The following is a 20,305-nucleotide window of genomic DNA, read 5'->3' on the forward strand; positions in this document are numbered from 1 at the left end:
CGCTGTGGTCGGCCCGGGCCGCGCTGCTCGTGCTGAACGTCGTCGGAGTGCTGGGCGCGCTGTCGGTGGTCGTCTCGCCGCCCTCGCGCGCGTGGCGGTCGGCGCCGCGCGAGGCGCACTGGCTGGGCGCGTTGCGCTCGCCGGGGCTGCTCGCGCTGCTGGGCGCCTTCCTGTTCGTGGGGATCGCGTTGGGGTCCATCACCGTGGCGGCGGTGTCGTACGCGGACGGGCACGGCGGCGACCGGGTGTACGGCTGGCTGATGGCGGGCCTGGGCCTCGGTGCGCTCGTCGGCGGCGCGGTGTACGGGGCACGGCAGTGGAGCGGCGCGCCCGCGAGGCGACTCCAGGTGCTGGTGGCCCTTCTGGCGGTGTGTTACCTGCCGCTGACCCTGATGCCGGGCCCAGTGGCCATGACGTTGCTCACCGTGGTCGCCGGTCTCTTCCTCGCCCCGGTCATCGCCTGCGCCTTCGTCCTGGTCGACCGGCACGCGCCGCGCGGGACGGTCACGGAGGCGTTCTCCTGGCTGGTGACGACGTTCACCGTGGGCGCGTCGGTCGGAACGGGGCTCACGGGCCCGGTCGTCGAGGCGGGCGGCGCCCTGTGGGGGTTCGCCGTACCGGGCGTCGCGGGCGGTGTGTCGCTGTTGGTTTTGATTGCCACCGGACGGGTATTGGAAGTTCCGGCCGAAAGTGCGGTGGTTGCGGCTCGTTCGGAAAATGATCCGAACCGTGCCCTCGAACCCCGTTTCAGTTCGGGGGATCAGGCGTAATGTTCCATCATGGACCGCCGCATTTTCGGGCTGGAGAACGAGTACGGCGTCACGTGCACGTTCAGGGGACAGCGGCGCCTGTCTCCTGACGAGGTGGCGCGGTACCTCTTCCGCCGTGTTGTGTCATGGGGCCGAAGCAGCAATGTCTTTCTGCGGAACGGCGCCCGCCTCTATCTCGACGTGGGGTCACATCCGGAATACGCCACACCCGAATGTGACAACGTGACCGAGCTGGTCACCCACGACAAGGCCGGCGAGCGCATTCTCGAAGGACTCCTGGTGGACGCGGAACGACGCCTGCACGAGGAGGGCATCGCGGGCGACGTCTACCTCTTCAAGAACAACACCGACTCGGCGGGCAACTCCTACGGGTGCCACGAGAACTACCTGGTGGCCCGGCACGGGGAGTTCTCCCGGCTCGCGGACATCCTCATCCCGTTCCTGGTCACGCGCCAGCTGCTGTGCGGTGCCGGCAAGGTGCTGCAGACGCCGCGCGGCGCCGTGTACTGCGTCAGCCAGCGGGCCGAGCACATCTGGGAGGGCGTCTCCTCGGCGACGACCCGCTCCCGGCCGATCATCAACACGCGGGACGAGCCGCACGCGGACGCCGAGCGCTACCGGCGCCTGCACGTCATCGTGGGCGACTCGAACATGTCCGAGACGACCATGCTGCTCAAGGTCGGGGCCACCGACCTGGTGCTGCGCATGATCGAGGCGGGCACCGTGATGCGCGACCTCACCCTGGAGAACCCGATCCGGGCGATCCGCGAGGTCAGCCACGACATCACCGGGCGGCGCAAGGTGCGCCTGGCCAGCGGCCGGGAGGCCTCCGCGCTGGAGGTGCAGCGCGAGTACTACGAGAAGGCGCTGGACTTCTGCGAGCGCCGCGGCATCCGCACCGGCATCACCGAGCAGGTGCTGGAGCTGTGGGGCCGCACGCTGGACGCGATCGAGTCCGAGGACCTCGACCGCATCGGCACCGAGATCGACTGGGTCATGAAGTACAAGCTCCTCGAGCGGTACCGGGCCAAGCACAACATGACCATGTCGCACCCGCGGGTCGCGCAGATAGACCTCGCCTACCACGACATCCACCGCCGTCGTGGTCTGTACTACCTGCTGGAGAAGAGGGGGCAGGCGGCCCGGATCTGCAACGACGTGAAGATCTTCGAGGGCAAGTCGGTACCGCCGCAGACCACCCGGGCCCGGCTGCGCGGCGACTTCATCCGGCGGGCCCAGGAGCAGCGCCGCGACTTCACCGTCGACTGGGTCCACCTCAAGCTCAACGACCAGGCCCAGCGGACCGTGCTGTGCAAGGACCCGTTCCGCTCGGTGGACGAGCGGGTGGAGAAGCTGATCGCAGGCATGTGAGCGGACGCCCGGTGCCCGGGGACCCCGAGGGTCCCCGGGCACCGGGCGTTCCCCCGCGGGGGAGGGGATCGGCGGCGTCCGCTGCCCGTGTGTTCGTGCGGCGCCCACGGCGGCGGCGTGCCCCGGGTGAGCCGTGTGCGGAGCGCGTACGTCGTAGAGTGGCGGCCATTGCCCCCCACCCCCGATTCCCAGTGGGACTGATGAACTACAACATGAAACGACACGTCGCGGCGCTGCTGGCGGTCCCCGCGCTGCTGCTCACCGCCGCGTGCGGGTCGGACGACGACAGCAACGGCGACGCGAAGGGAGGCGTCGCCCAGGTCGACGGGAAGGCCGGGGAGAAGCCCGAGATCTCCGTGCCCAAGGACGGCGAGCCGTCCCGGAAGACCGTGGTCGAGACGGTCTCGGAAGGCAGCGGGACCGCGATCAAGGCCTCCGACTACGTCCGGCTGGACTGGACCGTCGAGAAGTGGGGCGGCGACCAGGAGCTCGGCGGCACCTGGGCCGCGCCCTCGACGGGCGGCAAGACGCCCCGGCAGCAGTCCGTCGAGCAGATCGGCAAGCCGAGCCGGCAGCTGCCCGTCAAGGTCCTGGACGCCGTGAAGGGCAAGAAGCCGGGCAGCCGGATCCTCGTCCAGGGCACCGCGGGCGAGCTGATCGGCGAGAACCTGAACCCCTCGTCCGGCATCACCGAGAAGGACGTGCTGATCTGGGTGGTCGACCCGGTCGGTGCCGCCCCCGTCGACGCCAAGGCCGAGGCCGAGGGCGAGCAGGCGGCCCCCGAGGAGGGCATGCCGGAGGTGAAGGCCCCGTCGCAGAAGGCCGCGACCATCACCGTCCCCAAGGGCGTCAAGGCCCCCAAGGACCTCGAGCAGCAGGTGCTGATCAAGGGCGACGGCAAGAAGGTCGAGGCCGGCCAGGGACTCATCGCCCAGTACACGGGCGTCAAGTGGGAGGACGGCAAGAAGTTCGACTCCTCCTGGGACCACGGGGGCGCCACCGCCTTCCAGATCGGCACCGGTGCCGTGGTGGCGGGCTGGGACCAGGGTCTCGTCGGCAAGAACGTGGGCGACCGGGTCCTGCTGGTGATCCCGCCCTCCCTCGGCTACGGCGCCAGCCCCGACAGCGAGCTGGCCAAGAACACGCTGGTCTTCGTGGTGGACATCCTCGGCACCGTCTGACCCGGAAGTCTGTGAGACTGTCCGCGACGCAGGTCACGCGACAAGGAGAGAAAAAGTGAGCATCGACAAGCCCGAGATCGACTTCCCGGGCGGCGAGCCCCCGGCGGACCTCGAGATCAAGGACATCTGGGAGGGCGACGGCGAGGTGGCGCGGGCGGGCCAGACCGTCACCGTCCACTACGTCGGGGTCGCCTTCAGCACGGGCGAGGAGTTCGACGCCAGCTGGAACCGCGGCACCCCCTTCCGCTTCCCGCTGGGCGCCGGCCGGGTCATCCAGGGCTGGGACCAGGGCGTGCAGGGCATGAAGGTCGGCGGCCGCCGCCAGCTGACCATCCCCGCCCACCTCGCCTACGGCGACCAGAGCCCCACCCCGGCGATCAAGCCCGGCGAGACCCTGATCTTCGTGGTCGACCTGCTCGGGGTCTGACCGCGGTACGACAGGACCCGATCATCCGGGGCCCATGCCTGTCCGGGCGTGGGCCCTCGGCTTTGGTCAGGGCACCGCGGAGCGGTACGGTCGTCCGTCGTAAGCACCACAGGGAGGCGAAGGGCGTCGATGGCCATTGCCAAGGCCGAGCGGCTGATGAATCTGGCGCTGTGTCTGCTCGGGACGCGGCGGCCGCTCAGCAAGCGCGAGCTGCGCGAGTCCATCGAGGCCTATCTGGAAGCAGGGTCCGACGACTCCTTCAACCGGATGTTCGAGCGCGACAAGGACGATCTGCGCGAGCTCGGACTGGTCATCGAGACCGTCGAGGGCCTCGACGGCGAGATCGGCTACCTGGCCCGCCGCGACAGCAACCGGCTGCCGCCCATCACCCTCGACGCCGAGGAGGCCGCCGCGCTGGGGCTGGCCGCCAAGGTGTGGCAGCAGGCCCGGCTCGCGGGCGCGGCCAGCGGCGCCCTGCAGAAGCTGCGCGCGGCCGGACTGCCCGAGGACGTCGATCCGTACGGGCCCCACGGCGCGCTCGAGCCGCGCATCCCCGTGCACGAGGCCGCGTTCGAGCCGCTGATGCTGGCCTGCCGCGACCGTCGGCCGGTCGTCTTCGACTACCGCAAGGCGAGCGCCGCCCAGCCCGAGCAGCGGCACGTCGAGCCGTGGGCGCTGGAGTGCTGGCGCGGCCACTGGTACCTGGCGGGCTGGGACCGGGACCGGGGGGCCGAGCGGGTCTTCCGGCTCTCCCGGATCACCGGCAAGGTGCGCTCGCGCGGCGGCCGGTACACCGCGCCGGTGCCCGACGTCGTCACCGTGCGCGAGACCGTGGCGAGCTGGGCGGGGGAGACCGCCGACCGCTCGGCGCGGATCCGGCTGCGTTCGAACGCCGGTTACCCCCTTCGGGCGAAGGCCACCGCGGTGCGGGAACTCGGTGACGGGTGGGACGAGTTGGAGATTCCGTACGGGCACGGCCTGGATGCCTGGCTGGTGGAGTTCGGCCCGGACGTGGTAGTCCTGGAGCCCGCCGAGCTGCGGGCCGACGTGGTGGACCGGCTGCGTGCCGTGGCCAAGGGCTGAGGAGAGCGGACGAGAACGTGGCAGGCAAACCGGTCAGGCCCGTGAACGCCATCGACCAGACCCGGCGGATGCTCTCCCTGGTGACGTACCTGCGGGAGCGCCCCGGCGCCCGTGTCGAGGACGTGGCGCGCGCCTTCGGCATCACCGAGGACGAACTGGTCTCCGACCTCGACGTGCTGCCCATGTGCGGCACCAGCTTCCGCGGCGGCGACCTGCTGGACATCGACACCGACGGCGAGCGCATCTGGTGGCACAACCCCGCCGCGCTCGGCGCGGAGGCCGCCGAGCCGCTGCGGCTCGCCGCCGACGAGGCCACCGCCCTGCTGGTCGCCGCCCGCGCCGTGGCCACGCTGCCCGGACTGCGCGAGAGCGACCGGCAGGCGCTGCTGCGGGCCACGGCGAAGGTGGAGGCGGCGGCCGGTGAGGCGGCCGGCGCCAGCTCCCGGCTCTCGGTGACCTTCGAGTCGGAGGGCGGCGTCTTCGCCGACGTCGACCGGGCCATCGCCGAGCGCCGCCGCCTGTGGATCCGCTACTACTCGCCCGCGCGCGACGAGGTCACCGAGCGCGAGATCGACCCCATCCGGCTGGTCAGCGTCGGTCACACCTACGTCGAGGCCTGGTGCCGCCGCTCCGAGGCGCGCCGCACCTTCCGGCTCGACCGGGTCGCCGAGATCAGGATCCTGGACGAGCCCTCCGCGCCGCCCGAGGTCGAGCTGCGGGACCTGTCGGAAGGGCTGGTGCAGCCCGCGGCCGAGGACCCGGAAGTGGTGGTCGAGGTCGGGCCGGGCGGGCGCTGGGTCGCCGAGTACTACCCGCACGACAGCGCGGATGAGCTTCCCGACGGCGGGCTGCGTATCACCCTGCGCACCCCCGATCCGGCCTCGCTCAGGCGACTGGCGCTGAGGCTCGGGCGGGACGGGCGGATCGTCGAGCCGCGTGAGCTCGCCGACAGCGCCCGGCAGGCCGCCCGCGAGGCGCTGGCGGCGTACGACGGGGGCGAGGCGGCCTGATGGGCGGGGCCGTGCGGGACGCACGCGGAGAACGCGGTGCGGGACGGACAGGACGACAGGCGGGAGCGAGTGCTTTGAGCGAGTCGGCGGTGTCTGGTGTGCGGGGCCTGACGGTGGCGTCCGCGTTCGCGGGGATGAGAAACGTGGCCCCGGTCGTCTTCCGCGCGGGCTGTCCGGACTGCCGGGAACGCTTCGAGCTCGCCGCGAGCGCGCTGCGCCTGGCCATCGGCGCCAGCAGCCGCACCACCTTCTACTCCTTCACCTGCCCCGGGTGCGGGGCGGCCGTCCGCAAGCCGGCCGGGGAGCGGATCGTCGAGCTGCTCACCGGCGGCGGGGTGCGCACGCTGCGGCTGCACTCGACCGTCTGACACCGGGACCCCGGGAAGGAGGCCCGGCGTCCGCCGCTCGCGGGGACGGTCTAGGCTCGCCTCCATGTTCTGGCCGATGTTCGCGGTTGCCGTGGGTTTCCTGGGTCTCGTGGTGCTCGGGGTGTTCGCCGTCCGGGTCTTCGTCGAGGCGCAGCGGCTCGGCAGGCAGGTCACGGACGCTGCGCACCGCATCAACCGGGCCGCCGAGGACCTGGAGCGCGCGGCGGCCGGTGCGGCCCGTTCCGCCGAAGCGCTCTGAGCGCTCCTCCCGGCGGCGGTTCGCCGCTGCGCCCTGTCGAGTTGTCGGAACCGGCGGGTACGCTGCTCAAGGCGGACCGGAGAACGAGGCCCGGACCGCGGACGGGAGTACGCACGGGGATTGCCGGAGGTTCACCTCTGAGCGTTACGATCGCTGCCAGCGCCGTCGTTCGGGCACATGTCCGACCGGTCGGACAGCCACCCACCCACCCGCCTCGGTGAGAAGGTAAAGACTTATGGGACGGCTCGGACCCACCGAGATCATTCTGATCCTCGTCGTCATCATCCTGTTGTTCGGGGCGAAGAAGCTCCCGGACATGGCGCGCTCGCTCGGCAAGTCGGCCCGCATCCTCAAGAGCGAGGCGAAGGCGATGAAGGAGGAGAACAAGTCCTCCGCCCCGGCCGACCCGCCGGCCGGCGGCGAGCAGCCCCCGGCGCAGCGCACCATCCAGGCGGCCCCCGGCGACGTGACCAGCTCCCGCCCGGTCACGGAGCCGACGGACACGACCAAGCGCTGACGCAGGGCCGGTGATCTCCGGCCCGCCGCACGAGATGGGAACGTGGGTTGCTCAAGTCTGCCCGCAAGCAGGAGAAGGATCCCGAGGGGCGGATGCCCCTGGTGGAACACCTGCGTGAACTGCGTAATCGGCTCGCCAAGTCCGTCGTCGTGATCGTCCTGGTGATGATCGTGGCCGCGTTCTACAGCGAGCAGCTCATGCAGTTCCTCGCGGAGCCGGTGCCGAAGTGCGAGGATCTGGCGAACAGCGACGGCGGCAACTGCGCCATCGTGTCCTTCAACACCCTGACGTCGCCGTTCACGACGACGATCAAGGTGAGCCTCATGGCCGGCCTCGTCGCCTCCAGCCCCGTGTGGCTCTACCAGCTCTGGGCGTTCGTCGCCCCCGGACTGCACAAGCACGAGAAGAAGTACACCTACGCCTTCGTCTCGGCCGCGGTCCCGTTGTTCGCGGGCGGTGCCTACCTGGCGTACGTCATCCTTCCGGTCAGTGTGAAGGTGCTGCTCAGCCTCACGCCCGGGGGATCGGCCAACATCCTGTCGCTCGACGAGGTCCTCGACTTCACCATCAGGATGGTGCTGATCTTCGGCCTGGCCTTCGAGCTCCCCCTCCTGCTCATCATGCTGAACATGGTCGGCATCGTCTCCGGCCGCCGCATGGCCGGCTGGTGGCGCGGTGTCGTCATGGGCGTCTTCGTCTTCGGCGCGGTCGCGACGCCCACGACCGACCCGGTGGGGATGATCGCGCTGTCCGGACCGATCATCCTCCTCTATTTCGCCGCTGTGGCGTTCTCCCTGCTCAACGACAAGCGGCGGGCCCGCAAGGAGTCCGCGGGTCTCGACGACGACGAGGCGTCCGAGCTGGACCTCACCCCCGAGGCCGTCGAACCGGTGGAGCCCGTGACGGCCCTGCCCGAGCAGGCGACCAGGGACCGGGTCAACGGTTATGACGACGTGACCTGAGGAGTGGGCCGCAGCTCGTAGGGTCACTCCCGTGACCAGCGAGATCACCCTCTTCGTCAACCCCACCGCGGGCCGCGGCCGGGGCGCCCGTGCGGCGCGGTCGGCCGCTTCCGCGCTGCGGGCCGCCGGATTCTCGGTGCGGACCGTGCTCGGCGACACCCCCCAGGACGGCCTGGCCCGGGCGCGGGCCGCCGTCGCCGAGGGCACCGGCGCGCTGATCGCCGTCGGCGGCGACGGCATGGCGAACCTGGCCTTGCAGGCGGTGGTCGGCACCGGCACCCCGTTCGGCCTGGTCGCCGCCGGAACCGGCAACGACTTCGCCCGTGCCCTCGGACTGCCGCTGCGGGAACCGGCCGCCGCCGGCCGGATGATCGCCGACGCCCTCAAGTGCGGCCGGGTGCGCGACATCGATCTCGGCCGGGTCGGCGACCGCTGGTTCGCCGCCGTGCTCGCCTCCGGGTTCGACTCCCGGGTCAACGACCGCGGCAACCGGATGCGGCTGCCCCTCGGGCGCTTCAAGTACGACCTCGCGATGGTCGCCGAGCTGGCCGCCTTCCGGCCCTTCCCCTACCGGATCACCCTCGACGGCGGCCAGGTCCGCGAGGTGGAGGCGACGCTGGTGGCCGTCGGGAACGGGCCGTCGTACGGCGGCGGCATGCGGATATGCCCCGGAGCGGATCTCACCGACGGGCTGTTCGACATCACGGTGGTGGGCGAGTGCAGCCGGGCCACCCTGCTGCGGGTGTTCCCCGGGGTGTACCGGGGGACGCACGTCGACCACCCGGCGATCACCGTGCACCGGGCGGCGCGCGTGGAGCTGGCCGCCGAGGGGGTCACCGGCTACGCGGACGGGGAACCGGTCGGGCCGCTGCCGCTGACCGCGCGGTGCGTGCGGGCCGCCGTGCGGGTCGTGGGCCCCTGAGCTGGGCGGAACCCGGTGCCCGCGGCGACCGGTCCGGATAATGATCGTCCTGTTGTCGGTACGGCCCGGTACGCTCGAAAGCACGATGACAGAGGACCTCTCACCGGCCGAGCGGTACGCGGCAGCACGCAGGCGCGCCGCCGAGCAGGCCACCGCGCTCGCCCCCTTCCGCGAGATGTACGACTTCGGCCTCGACCCCTTCCAGATCGAGGCATGCCGGGCGCTCGAGGAGGGCAAGGGCGTGCTGGTGGCCGCGCCCACCGGTTCCGGCAAGACGATCGTGGGCGAGTTCGCCGTCCACCTCGCCCTGCAGCAGGGCAAGAAGTGCTTCTACACGACGCCGATCAAGGCACTGTCGAACCAGAAGTACGCCGACCTGTGCCGCCGCTACGGCACCGACCAGGTGGGCCTGCTCACCGGCGACAACAGCGTCAACTCCGGCGCCCCGGTGGTCGTGATGACCACCGAGGTGCTGCGGAACATGCTGTACGCGGGTTCGCAGACGCTCCTCGGCCTCGGTTACGTGGTGATGGACGAGGTGCACTACCTCTCCGACCGCTTCCGCGGCGCCGTCTGGGAGGAAGTGATCATCCACCTCCCCGAGTCGGTGACCCTGGTGTCCCTGTCGGCGACGGTGTCGAACGCCGAGGAGTTCGGCGACTGGCTCGACACCGTCCGCGGCGACACCGAGGTGATCGTCTCCGAGCACCGGCCCGTGCCGCTGTTCCAGCACGTGCTCGCCGGGCGCCGGATCTACGACCTGTTCGAGGAGGGCGAGGGCCGCAAGAAGGCCGTCAACCCCGACCTCACGCGCATGGCGCGCCTGGAGGCCAGCCGTCCGCCGTGGGGCGACCGGCGGCGCGGGCGGGGCAACATGCGCGAGGCCGACCGGGAGCGGGAGCGCCGGCAGCGCTCGCGGGTGTGGACGCCGAGCCGGCCCGAGGTCATCGAGCGGCTCGACGCCGAGGGCCTGCTGCCCGCCATCACCTTCATCTTCAGCCGTGCCGCCTGTGAGGCCGCCGTCCAGCAGTGCCTGTACGCGGGGCTCCGGCTCAACGACGAGGAGGCGCGGGCCCGGGTCCGCGCGCTGGTGGAGGAGCGCACCGCCTCCATCCCGGCCGAGGACCTGCACGTCCTGGGCTACTACGAGTGGCTGGAGGGACTGGAGCGCGGCATCGCCGCCCACCACGCGGGCATGCTGCCGACGTTCAAGGAGGTCGTCGAGGAGCTGTTCGTGCGCGGCCTGGTCAAGGCCGTGTTCGCGACCGAGACCCTCGCCCTCGGCATCAACATGCCCGCCCGCTCGGTGGTGCTGGAGAAGCTCGTCAAGTGGAACGGCGAGCAGCACGCCGACATCACCCCCGGCGAGTACACCCAGCTGACCGGCCGGGCCGGCCGGCGCGGCATCGACGTCGAGGGCCACGCGGTGGTGCTGTGGCAGCGCGGCATGAACCCCGAGCACCTCGCGGGGCTGGCCGGCACGCGCACGTATCCGCTGCGCTCCAGCTTCAAGCCGTCGTACAACATGGCCGTCAACCTGGTCGAGCAGTTCGGCCGGCACCGTTCGCGCGAGCTGCTGGAGACGTCGTTCGCGCAGTTCCAGGCGGACAAGTCGGTGGTCGGCATCTCGCGGCAGGTGCAGCGCAACGAGGAGGGGCTCGAGGGCTACAAGGCCTCCATGACCTGCCACCTCGGCGACTTCGACGAGTACGCGCGGCTGCGCCGCGAGCTGAAGGACCGGGAGACCGAGCTGGCCCGCCAGGGCGCGGCGCAGCGGCGCGCGGAGTCGGCCGTCGCGCTGGAGAGGCTCAAGCCCGGTGACGTCATCCACGTGCCCACCGGCAAGTACGCGGGGCTGGCGCTGGTCCTCGACCCGGGGCTGCCGGCGGGCCGTTCCAACGGCCACCGCGGCTTCGACCAGCACGACGGCCCGCGCCCGCTGGTGCTGACCGCCGAGCGGCAGGTCAAGCGGCTGGCGTCGATCGACTTCCCGGTGCCCGTGGAGGCGCTGGAGCGGATGCGGATCCCGAAGTCCTTCAACCCGCGCTCCCCGCAGTCCCGCCGGGACCTCGCCTCCGCGCTGCGCACCAAGGCCGGGCACATCGCCCCGGAGCGGCACCGCAAGAAGCGTTCCCAGGCGGCCGACGACCGGGAGATCGCGCGGCTGCGCAAGGCGATCAGGGCGCACCCGTGCCACGGTTGCGACGACCGGGAGGACCACGCCCGCTGGGCCGAGCGCTACCACCGGCTGCTGCGCGACACCTCGCAGTTGGAGCGGCGCATCGAGGGCCGGACGAACACCATCGCCCGCACCTTCGACCGCATCGTCGCGCTGTTGACCGAGATGGACTACCTGCGCGGCGACGAGGTCACCGAGCACGGCAAGCGGCTCGCCCGGCTGTACGGCGAGCTCGACCTGCTGGCCAGCGAGTGCCTGCGCGAGGGCGTCTGGGAGGGGCTGGCCCCCGCCGAGCTCGCCGCCTGCGTCTCGGCGCTGGTCTACGAGGCCCGGGTCAGCGACGACGCGACGGCGCCCAAGCTGCCCTCGGGCAGGGCCAAGGCCGCGCTCGGCGAGATGGTCCGCATCTGGGGCCGCCTGGACGCCCTGGAGGAGGACTTCCGGATCACCCAGACCGAGGGCGTGGGCCAGCGCGAACCCGACCTCGGCTTCGCCTGGGCCGCCTACATGTGGGCGTCCGGCAAGGGCCTGGACGAGGTGCTGCGCGAGGCGGAGATGCCGGCCGGCGACTTCGTGCGCTGGTGCAAGCAGGTGATCGACGTGCTCGGCCAGATCGCGGCCGCGGCCCCGGCCGCCGAGGGCTCGACGGTCGCCAAGAACGCCCGCAAGGCGGTGGACGGGCTGCTGCGCGGCGTGGTGGCCTACTCGTCCGTGGGCTGACCCGCGCGCGGGGCGCTCCGCCCGTGCCCGAGGTCCCGTACGCCGTCGCAGCCCGGCGCGCCCCGTGCGCGCCGGGCTGCCGCGTCCCGTGCGCCTCCTGCGGAGGCGTCACCGGCCGTCTCCGCGGGCAGGATCGGGACCCGTACGATCCGGCGCCGCTCAGGGCGCCGCCCGGGGCCGCCCGGGGCTGTCGTGGAGACCTTTTCACTCGTGACGGTGAGTGATTTTCGTACACCTTTCCGCCGTCACTCCTCGTGCTCGAATGATCTCTTGGTGTGTAAATAGGGTCGAGCGTACTCCTGTCCCAGGAGCCATTTCCGGCACTTGCTGAATATGACATGGCGATGATCCGGTCGGACTAAGCTCGCCCGCAGCGCACCGAGTTGGGATGGATTCGTGCGCTTGTTCCCCATGGTGCGGAACACCCCACAGCTTCCCGAGATGCCCCCGCACGTTCCCCGACCACCAGCCGATTCGTTTCAGAGGCCTACATGGTGAGTGTCCAATCCCCGCCCGGTCGCCGTGAACTCCCTTATGCACGCGTGCTGTTGCTGCCGGTCATAGCGATGGCCGCGGCAGCCGGAGCCGCCGTCGCCCTGGTGACGGAGCCCGCCCGGGTCGCCGTCGGCCTGTGCGGTGCCGTCGCCACCCTGCTGGTGACCGCCGCCGCGGCCGAGGCGGTGCGCCGCGGCCGTGTGCTGCGCGACGCGCGAGCCGAGCACGAGCGTCACCGTGCGTATCTGGAGGCGCGGATCGCCGCCCACGACACGGAGACGCACTACTTCACGAAGCAGGTCGTCCCCGCGGCCCTGGACCACCTGCACCGCGGGAACGACCCCGACGAGGTGCTCCGCGCCCTGCCCGGGCTCGACCCGGCCTGGCGCGACCTGCCGCGGTACCAGATCGAGCTGCTGAGCACGATGCTGCGGATCATCGACGAGGAGGAGAACCTGCGGGACTCCTCCCAGCGCTCCTTCGTCAGCATCGCCCGCCGCGTCCAGGCGATCGTCCACCAGCAGGCCAAGGAACTCCGTGAGATGGAGGAGGACCACGGCCGCAACCCCGAGGTCTTCGACGACCTGCTGCGCATCGACCACGGCACGGCGCTGATCGGCCGTCTCGCCGACTCCATCTCCGTGCTCGGCGGCGGCCGCCCCGGACGCCAGTGGCCCAAGCCGGTCGCGCTCTACAGCGTCCTGCGCGGCGCCATGTCCCGCATCCTCGAGTACCGCCGCATCGAGCTGAAGTCGATCGCCAAGGTCAACGTCAAGGGCATCTCCGTGGAGCCGGTCATCCACGCCGCCGCCGAACTCCTCGACAACGCCACGCGCTACTCGCCGCCGAGCACCAAGGTGCACGTCACCGCCACGGAGGTGCAGACCGGCGTCGCCATCGAGATCGAGGACGCCGGCGTCAGCCTCGACGAGCACGCCCGGGCCCGGATCGAGGGCATCCTCGAGCGTGCCCAGAAGGGCGTCGACCTCCAGGAACTCGGCGCGAGCCCGCGCCTCGGCCTCGCCGTCGTCGGCCGGCTCTGCGCCGCGTTCGACATGAAGGTCTCGCTGCGCGCCTCCGCCTACGGCGGGGTCCGCGCCATCCTCGTCGTGCCGAGCGACATGCTGACCGAGGAGCCCGGGGTCGGCCTCGCCCACGGCATCGGGGCGACCGCCGTGCCCCACCAGGTCGACGCCCTGCCGGGGCCGCAGCGCGCACCCAAGAAGCGCCGCCCCACCAGCCCCCGCATCCCGGCCACGGTCCCCCTGGAGGACGACGTCCCCGAGGTCACCGAGTGGACCGCGGGCGGCCTGCCGCAACGCCGCAGCCGGGTGAAGACCCCGCTGAGCCAGCGGTACGCCGAGCAGGCGGCCGCCGAACGGGCCCGGCGCGAGGCCGCGGAGCGGGGCGAGACGTACCGGGACCCCTGGGCGACCGTCACGTCCGAGCCCGAGAAGCCCGAGCAGAAGGAGGACCGTGAGCCCGGTCTGTGGGTCGACGCCTTCTGGGAGGGCCTGAAGAAGGACCTCGAACCGGGCGTCCACCCCACCGACTTCACCCGGAACCCGACCGCCTACCTGCATCTCATCAACGAACCGGCCCGCACCGAGGCCGATGACGAGGGGGACCTCAAGTGATCCAGCAACGAGCGAACTTCGACTGGATGCTCAAGGAGCTCGCCGACGGCGTACCCGGCGTCGAGATGATCGTGGTGCTCTCCGCCGACGGCCTGCGCATCGCCCGCCACGGCGGTGACCCGGACGCCGCCGACCGGGTCGCCGCGGCCTGCGCGGGGGTGCAGAGCCTCGCCGGGGCCGTCGCCCAGGAACTCCCGGGCAGCGACGGCGAGATGAAGATGGTGCTCATCGAGATCAACGGGGGCTACTTCTACCTGATGGCGGCCGGGGCCAACGCCTACCTCGCGGTGCTCTCCGACATGACCTGCGAACCCGGCCGCATGGGCGGCATGATGCGCGACCTGGTCGTCCGCATCGGTGCCCACCTCACCACCCCGCCCCGACGGAACGGGCAGACCGTATGACTCCTCCGCAACGCCAGAGGCGCGTCCCCCGGGGCGAGTCCCCGCCCCGGCCGGCCGCGCGGGCCGGGGCGGGAGGGGGCGGCAACCCGGAGCGGCTGTACGTCGTCGCCGGTGCGGACGGCGAACGCGCGGACATCGACCTCGTGACACTGATCGTGGCGCGCTCCCCGGACCCTCCGCCCTCCGCCACACCCGAGCAGGCGGCGCTGCTCCGGCTCTGCGTCGCCCCCCTGTCCGTGGCCGAACTGTCGGCCTACCTCAGCCTGCCGTTCAGCGTGGTGACCGTGCTGATCACCGAGATGCTGACGGCGGAACTGGTGCAGGCGCGCTCCCCGATCGTCCGTCAGGCGCTCCCGGACCGTTCCCTTCTCGAAGCGGTGATGCATGGACTTCAACGGCTCTGACACCATCCCGGGCCCACGGGCCGAGGACCAGTTGCCGCACACGGCGCAGGCCGCGGCGAAGATCGTGATCGTGGGCGGATTCGGGGTCGGCAAGACGACCATGGTCGGCGCGGTCAGCGAGATCAAACCGCTGACCACCGAGGAGACCATGACGCAGGCCGGCATCGGGGTGGACGACGACTTCGGCTCCGCGTCCAAGACGGCCACCACGGTGGCCATGGACTTCGGCCGGATCAAGATCACCGACCAGCTGGTGCTGTACCTCTTCGGCACCCCGGGCCAGGAGCGTTTCTGGTTCCTGTGGAACGGGCTGTTCGAGGGGGCGCTCGGCGCGGTGGTGCTGGTCGACACCCGTCGCCTCGAGGTCAGCTTCGACGTCATGGGGCGGCTGGAGGAACGCGGTGTGCCGTTCGTCGTCGCGGTCAACTCCTTCCCGGACGCGCCGCGCTACCCGATCGCCGATCTGCGCGCCGCCCTCGACCTGTCCGAGGACATTCCGATCATGGAGTGCGACGTACGGCGCCGGGCCTCCAGCCGTGACGTCCTGATGACGCTGATGCGGTTCCTGCACTCCCTCGCCATGACGGGCTCGCTCACCTGAGTCCGGGTCCGCCCCCGTCCAGAACCCCCCAGCCCTCGCTTTCGGAGCGACCACTGTGACGCCTGAATCCCACTCCCCGACCGGACACCTCCCGACCGGAGCGGACGTCCCCCGGCCCGGTCCGCCCCCCGGCTGCCCCGCGCACGGCCAGGGCCCCGGGGGGCTGCGCCGACTGCACGAGGCGGACGACCTGAGGAAGCTGTACGAGGAACTCCGGGCCGAACACGGCCCGGTGGCACCCGCGCTGCTCCACGACGACCTGCCGGTGTGGGTGGTCCTCGGCCACGCCGAGAACCTGCACATGGTGCGCACCCCCGCGCAGTACTGCCGGGACACCCGCACCTGGTCCCCGCTCAGGGAGGGCCTGGTCAGGCCCGACCACCCGCTCATGCCGCACATCGCCTGGCAGCCGATCTGCGCCCACGCCGAGGGCGACGAGCACAAGCGGCTGCGCGGCGCCATCGACGCCGCCGTGGCGACCATCGACTTCCGCACCCTGCGCCGGCACATCAACCGCAGCACCCAGCGCGTCGTCAACCGGTTCTGCGAGAAGGGCGAGGCCGACCTCGTCGGCCAGTACGCCGAACACCTGCCGATGGCCGTGATGTGCCAGATCCTCGGCATGCCCGACGAGTACGACGACCGGATCGTCGAGGCCGCCCGCGACATGATCAAGGGCACCGAGACCGCCAACGCCAGCAACGCGTACATCGTGGAAGCCCTGGGCCGCCTCACCGCCCGCCGCCGGGCCGAGCCGGTGAACGACTTCGCCAGCCACCTCGTCACCCACCCGGCCGGACTGACCGACGAAGAGGTCAGGGAACACCTCAGGCTGGTGCTCATCGCCGCCTACGAGACCACCGCCAACCTCCTCGCCAACGTGCTGCGCCAGGTGCTGATCGACCCGCGCTTCCGCGCCCAGCTCAACGGCGGTCAGATGACGGTGCCGGAGGCGGTGGAGCAACTGCTCTGGGACGAGCCGCCGTTCAGCACCACCTTCGGCTACTTCGCCAAGCAGGAGACGGAGCTCGGCGGCCGGCGCATCCGCAAGGGCGACGGACTGCTGTTCGCGCCCGCCCCGGCCAACGTCGACCCGAGAGTGCGCCCGGACCCGACCGCCGACATGCAGGGCAACCGCTCCCACCTCGCCTTCGGCGGCGGCCCGCACGAGTGCCCCGGCCAGGACATCGGCCGCGCCATCGCCGAAGTCGGCGTCGACGCCCTGCTCATGCGGCTGCCCGACGTCGAACTCGACATCGACGAGGACGAGTTGGTCTACACCGAGTCCATCGCCTCACGTCACCTGGTGGCGCTGCCCGTCCGGTTCACCCCGAGGCCGCAGCAGGACGTGACGCAGCGGCCGAGTCACCAGAACGAGCCGCCCGCGCGGCAGGACTGGCACATCGGCGCCGCCCGGCCGCAGCCCGCGCCCTCCGCGCCGGCGGCGTCCGAGCGGCGTGCCGAGCCCGCGCCGGCCCCGGGGCCCGGGCCGGTGCCACCGCCGCAGCCGACGGCGGTGCCGGCCCGGCCGCGGGGCGCGTGGCAGCGCTTCCTGCTCTGGTGGCGCGGCTACTGACCGGCGGCCCACTCCTCGTACGAGGACCACGCCGCGAGCTCCCGGCGGCTGGTGAAGCGGTGCTCCACGCCCGTCACCGGATCGGTGAACTCCAGCACCCGTGCCAGCAGTTGCAGCGGACGCCGGAAGTCACCGGCCGGGACGGGGGCGGTCACCTCGGGATACAGCGGGTCGCCGAGGATCGGCACGCCCAGGGCGCTCATGTGCACCCGCAGCTGATGGGTCTGGCCGGTGCCGGGCACCAGCCGGTACCGGCCCGGGCCGTCCGCCCGGTGCTCGGTGAGCTCGACGAGGGTCAGCGCGTTCGGCTCGCCCTCGACCTCCCGGGCGGCGAGCTCCCCGCGCTCCTTCACGATCCGGCTGCGCACGGTCCGGGGCAGGTCCAGCCCGGGGTCGTAGGGGGCCACGGCCTCGTACTCCTTGTGCACCCGCCGGTCGCGGAACAGCGTCTGGTACGCGCCGCGCTCGCCGGGGCGCACCGTGAACAGCACCAGTCCCGCGGTGAGCCGGTCCAGGCGGTGCGCGGCACCGAGCTCCGGGATGCCGAGCTCGCGGCGCAACCGGGCCAGCGCGGTCTGGGCGACATGGCTGCCGCGCGGGGTGGTGGCCAGGAAATGGGGCTTGTCGACGACGACGATGTGCTCGTCCCGGTGGACGACCTCCAGCGGGAAGGGCACCGGCACCTCGGCGGGCAGCTCCCGGTGGAACCACAGGAACACACCGGGTTCGTACGGCGCGTCCGCCGGCACGGCCCGGCCGTCCGCCCCGACGATCAGCCCCGCGGCGAACATCCCGTCCACGACACCGGGCCCGGCCGAGAGCCGCTGCACCAGGTGATCCCGCACCGTGGCCCACGACCCCCCGGCGGGCAGCCGCACCCGCACCGGGTCCACACCGTCGCGCTGCGGCAGGGGAGGGGGCGGGGCCGGGCGTCTGCGTCTCACGGTGAGCAAGGGTACGAGGCCGGTCCGCGCGCGGGGGCACCGGACGGCACGGCCCGTCCCGCCGGGGGAGCCCCGCGGGACGGGCGGCGTCTTCGGGGCCGCCGCGGCGGCCCTAGGCGTCCGGTGCGTCCGTCCCGCCCTGCTCCTCGTGCCGTACCGCCCGTTGCACCCGGGCCTCGACCTCGTGGCGCGGCAGGCCCTCGTCGCGCGCGTACTCGCTCATCGAGACCCGGACGTCCCGGGCCAGATCGCGCCAGGCCCGCCAGGCGGTCTCCCAGGTGGTGGTCTGTTGTCCGCTCCACTGGGCGCGGGTGGACGGGTCATAGGCCTCCCGCAGCTGCTGTACCCGGACGTGTGCCTCGTCCGCCGCGCGCTGCTTGGCCACGAGCTCTTCGAAGGTGTGTGCCACGTGCCCGGATCATCGGGCAGTGGCGCGCCCGGCGCCGGCTCGCCACGCCGACCGGGCCGGTGCGGGGCGCCCCGGTTCACCCGGCCGGAGCCATGGCGCGGCCCGGGCGGAGCGGGGGAGGTCAGGAGGAGGCTTCCGCCTTCTCCTGCTCCGCCTCGATGCGCGCGTTCCACTCCGGCTTGGAGGCCTGCCAGCCGTCCTCGTTGTGGCCGAGCCGCCAGTAACCGGAGATCGACAGGTCCTCGCGCGGAATCCCGCGCTCGACCCGCAGCAGACGGCGCAGCTCCTTCACGAAGTGGGCCTCGCCGTGGACGAAGGCCTGCACCCGGCCCTCGGGGAAGTCCAGACCCCGTACGGCCTCCACCAGGGCCTCGCCGACGCGGCGGTCACCGCGGTGCAGCCAGCGGATCTCCACATCGGAGTCGATCTTCTGCTCCTCCTCGGGGCCGGCGACCTCCACGAAGGCGTACGCCGCACGGCCCCGCGGCAGCGCCTCCAGGGAGCGGGCGATCGCGGGCAGCGCGCTCTCGTCGCCGACGAACAGGTGCCAGTCGGCGGCCGGGTCCGGGGCGTAGGCGCCGCCCGGCCCCAGGAACCGCACCACCTCGCCCGGCCGGACGCCGGCCGCCCAGGGGCCGGCCAGGCCCTCGTCGCCGTGGATCACGAAGTCCAGGGTCATCTCGCGCTGCTCGGCGTCCCAGTGGCGCACGGTGTACGTCCGGGTCACCGGCCACTGCTCGCGCGGCAGCTCCTCCCGGACGCGCTGCAGGTCGAAGGGTTCCGGATAGGTCACCCCCGCGGGCGGGAACAGCAACTTGACGTAGTGGTCCGTGCAGGTGTCCGCGGCGAGGCCGGCGAGGCCCTCGCCGCCGAGCACCACACGGTGCATGTGGGGGGTCAGTCGCTCGGTGCGGACGACCTCGGCGGTGTGCGGCGTGCGCGAAGTGCGTGCCGGTCGCTCTGCCATGCGGGCCTCCCAGCCGTGGTAGTTAGGTTTACCTAAGCTAACACTCCGTTCGTGGTGGGTGCCTCGCCGGTGGACGGTCCGTCCGGTTCACCGGTCTTCGAAAGACGCCCGCGGCTCACCTCGAGAGGGTCGTCAGCAGGCGCTGGAGCGACCCTCCCAGACCCCAGCGGGCCGCCAGGGACTCCAGCGCGGCCGGGTCGCGCGGCGCGCGCGGCAGCACCGTGTCGACCTCCGGGAGCGGGACGTCGTCCGCGACCCGGACGACCCCGGGAGCGACCGCGAGGTACGGCCGCGCCCCGTCCAGGCGCTTGCGCTGCGACGGCGTGAGCTTCGCCTGCCGGTCGTCCACGGCCGCCAGGATCCCGGCCAGGTCGCCGAACTCGGCCAGCAGCTTGGCCGCCGTCTTCTCGCCGATCCCCGGCACGCCCGGCAGGCCGTCGCTCGGGTCGCCGCGCAGCAGTGCCAGATCCGCGTACCCCCGGCCGTCCACCCCATACTTCTCGCGCAGCACGGCCTCGTCGGTGACCTGGAGCGTGCCGACGCCCTTCAGCGGATACAGCACCCGCACCCCGCGCGCGTCGTCCACCAGCTGGTACAGGTCGCGGTCGCCGGTGACGATGTCGACAGGTCCCTCCGCCCGGGCGGTGAACGTGCCGATCACGTCGTCCGCCTCGTACCGCTCGACCCCCACCCGCGCGATGCCCAGCGCGTCGAGGACGGCCTCGATCACCGGCACCTGGGGCGAGAGCGTGTCGGGCACCTCCTCCTCGTCCGGGCCCGCCGCCTGCTCCCGGGCGACGCGGTGCGCCTTGTAGGAGGGGATCAGCTCCACCCGCCACTGCGGGCGCCAGTCGGCGTCCATGCAGGCCACCAGGTGGTCCGGCCGGTGGTCCTTCACCAGGCGGTCGATGAAGTCGAGCAGCCCGCGCACGGCGTTCACCGGCGTGCCGTCCGGGGCCCGGACGGACTCCGGGACGCCGAAGTAGGCGCGGAAGTACAGGGAGGCGGTGTCGAGGAGCATCAGTCGTCCGGTCACGCTCCGCATCATGCCGTACGCCACCGACAGCGCCTCCGCGCACGCGTGTGCGCACGCACGCGC

At 72.2% G+C, this 20,305-nt stretch carries 21 protein-coding genes; 17 read left to right on the forward strand and 4 right to left on the reverse strand.

Annotation, left to right across the window (positions count from 1 at the left end; all coding sequences use genetic code 11):
- The 17 genes from B7L92_RS25370 to B7L92_RS25450 form a co-directional block, all read left to right on the forward strand.
- Positions 1–770: MFS transporter (locus B7L92_RS25370; RefSeq protein WP_143626374.1), on the forward strand; the 770-nt coding region annotated here is incomplete at its 5' end.
- A gap of 9 nt (positions 771–779) precedes the next feature.
- A complete protein-coding gene (gene pafA / locus B7L92_RS25375; RefSeq protein WP_004990300.1) occupies positions 780–2,141 on the forward strand; it encodes a Pup--protein ligase in 1,362 nt (453 codons plus the stop codon).
- A gap of 200 nt (positions 2,142–2,341) precedes the next feature.
- Positions 2,342–3,322: an FKBP-type peptidyl-prolyl cis-trans isomerase gene (locus tag B7L92_RS25380; protein ID WP_081239747.1), complete on the forward strand. Its 981-nt coding sequence runs from the start codon at positions 2,342–2,344 to the stop codon at positions 3,320–3,322.
- A 55-nt stretch (positions 3,323–3,377) separates the two neighbouring features.
- Positions 3,378–3,749 carry an FKBP-type peptidyl-prolyl cis-trans isomerase gene (locus B7L92_RS25385; protein WP_004990310.1) on the forward strand — a complete coding sequence of 124 codons (372 nt, stop codon included), beginning with the start codon at positions 3,378–3,380 and terminating at the stop codon, positions 3,747–3,749.
- 129 nt (positions 3,750–3,878) lie between these two features.
- Positions 3,879–4,832, forward strand: coding sequence for a helix-turn-helix transcriptional regulator (locus B7L92_RS25390; protein ID WP_081239731.1), 954 nt, complete (start codon positions 3,879–3,881; stop codon positions 4,830–4,832).
- A gap of 17 nt (positions 4,833–4,849) precedes the next feature.
- Positions 4,850–5,842, forward strand: a complete 993-nt coding sequence (locus B7L92_RS25395) for a helix-turn-helix transcriptional regulator (protein ID WP_081239732.1) — start codon at positions 4,850–4,852, stop codon at positions 5,840–5,842.
- Between the two features lie 74 nt (positions 5,843–5,916).
- On the forward strand, positions 5,917–6,210 hold the full coding sequence (locus tag B7L92_RS25400; protein ID WP_081239733.1) for a hypothetical protein: 294 nt from the start codon (positions 5,917–5,919) through the stop codon (positions 6,208–6,210).
- 64 nt (positions 6,211–6,274) lie between these two features.
- Positions 6,275–6,469, forward strand: a complete 195-nt coding sequence (locus B7L92_RS25405) for a hypothetical protein (RefSeq protein ID WP_004990316.1) — start codon at positions 6,275–6,277, stop codon at positions 6,467–6,469.
- A gap of 235 nt (positions 6,470–6,704) precedes the next feature.
- Entirely contained in the window at positions 6,705–6,986 is a 282-nt protein-coding gene (gene tatA, locus B7L92_RS25410; RefSeq protein ID WP_004990318.1) for a Sec-independent protein translocase subunit TatA, read from the forward strand.
- A gap of 92 nt (positions 6,987–7,078) precedes the next feature.
- Positions 7,079–7,948, forward strand: a complete 870-nt coding sequence (gene tatC, locus B7L92_RS25415; RefSeq protein ID WP_081239734.1) for a twin-arginine translocase subunit TatC — start codon at positions 7,079–7,081, stop codon at positions 7,946–7,948.
- 31 nt (positions 7,949–7,979) lie between these two features.
- Positions 7,980–8,870 (forward strand): diacylglycerol kinase, encoded by an 891-nt coding sequence (locus B7L92_RS25420; RefSeq protein ID WP_081239735.1) that lies wholly within the window; start codon positions 7,980–7,982, stop codon positions 8,868–8,870.
- A 40-nt stretch (positions 8,871–8,910) separates the two neighbouring features.
- Positions 8,911–11,769: a DEAD/DEAH box helicase gene (locus tag B7L92_RS25425; RefSeq protein WP_081239736.1), complete on the forward strand. Its 2,859-nt coding sequence runs from the start codon at positions 8,911–8,913 to the stop codon at positions 11,767–11,769.
- Between the two features lie 491 nt (positions 11,770–12,260).
- On the forward strand, positions 12,261–13,901 hold the full coding sequence (locus B7L92_RS25430; protein ID WP_170102237.1) for a sensor histidine kinase: 1,641 nt from the start codon (positions 12,261–12,263) through the stop codon (positions 13,899–13,901).
- Positions 13,898–14,305, forward strand: a complete 408-nt coding sequence (locus B7L92_RS25435; protein WP_004990332.1) for a roadblock/LC7 domain-containing protein — start codon at positions 13,898–13,900, stop codon at positions 14,303–14,305. The genes B7L92_RS25430 and B7L92_RS25435 overlap by 4 nt, the downstream gene beginning before the upstream one ends.
- Positions 14,302–14,709 carry a DUF742 domain-containing protein gene (locus tag B7L92_RS25440; RefSeq protein WP_081239738.1) on the forward strand — a complete coding sequence of 136 codons (408 nt, stop codon included), beginning with the start codon at positions 14,302–14,304 and terminating at the stop codon, positions 14,707–14,709. The genes B7L92_RS25435 and B7L92_RS25440 overlap by 4 nt, the downstream gene beginning before the upstream one ends.
- Positions 14,690–15,310 (forward strand): GTP-binding protein, encoded by a 621-nt coding sequence (locus B7L92_RS25445; RefSeq protein WP_004990334.1) that lies wholly within the window; start codon positions 14,690–14,692, stop codon positions 15,308–15,310. Before B7L92_RS25440 ends, B7L92_RS25445 begins: the two co-directional genes overlap by 20 nt.
- Positions 15,311–15,365: 55 nt before the next feature.
- On the forward strand, positions 15,366–16,886 hold the full coding sequence (locus tag B7L92_RS25450) for a cytochrome P450 (protein WP_081239739.1): 1,521 nt from the start codon (positions 15,366–15,368) through the stop codon (positions 16,884–16,886).
- Here the strand turns inward: B7L92_RS25450 and B7L92_RS25455 are convergent.
- From B7L92_RS25455 to B7L92_RS25470, 4 genes are all read right to left on the reverse strand, one after another.
- Positions 16,880–17,830: an RluA family pseudouridine synthase gene (locus B7L92_RS25455; RefSeq protein WP_081239748.1), complete on the reverse strand. Its 951-nt coding sequence runs from the start codon at positions 17,828–17,830 to the stop codon at positions 16,880–16,882. The two genes, B7L92_RS25450 and B7L92_RS25455, sit on opposite strands and share 7 nt — an antisense overlap.
- 112 nt (positions 17,831–17,942) lie before the next feature.
- A complete protein-coding gene (locus B7L92_RS25460; protein ID WP_081239740.1) occupies positions 17,943–18,239 on the reverse strand; it encodes a hypothetical protein in 297 nt (98 codons plus the stop codon).
- Positions 18,240–18,360: 121 nt separating this feature from the next.
- The gene (locus tag B7L92_RS25465; protein ID WP_081239741.1) at positions 18,361–19,206 is read right to left on the reverse strand and encodes a siderophore-interacting protein; all 846 of its coding nucleotides are present in this window, start codon (positions 19,204–19,206) and stop codon (positions 18,361–18,363) included.
- A 115-nt stretch (positions 19,207–19,321) separates the two neighbouring features.
- On the reverse strand, positions 19,322–20,251 hold the full coding sequence (locus B7L92_RS25470; protein WP_255311132.1) for a 5'-3' exonuclease: 930 nt from the start codon (positions 20,249–20,251) through the stop codon (positions 19,322–19,324).
- Positions 20,252–20,305: the final 54 nt, after the last annotated feature.

Origin of the sequence: Streptomyces viridosporus (assembly GCF_002078235.1) — a bacterium.
In the GTDB taxonomy this organism is placed as follows: Bacteria; Actinomycetota; Actinomycetes; order Streptomycetales; family Streptomycetaceae; genus Streptomyces; species Streptomyces viridosporus.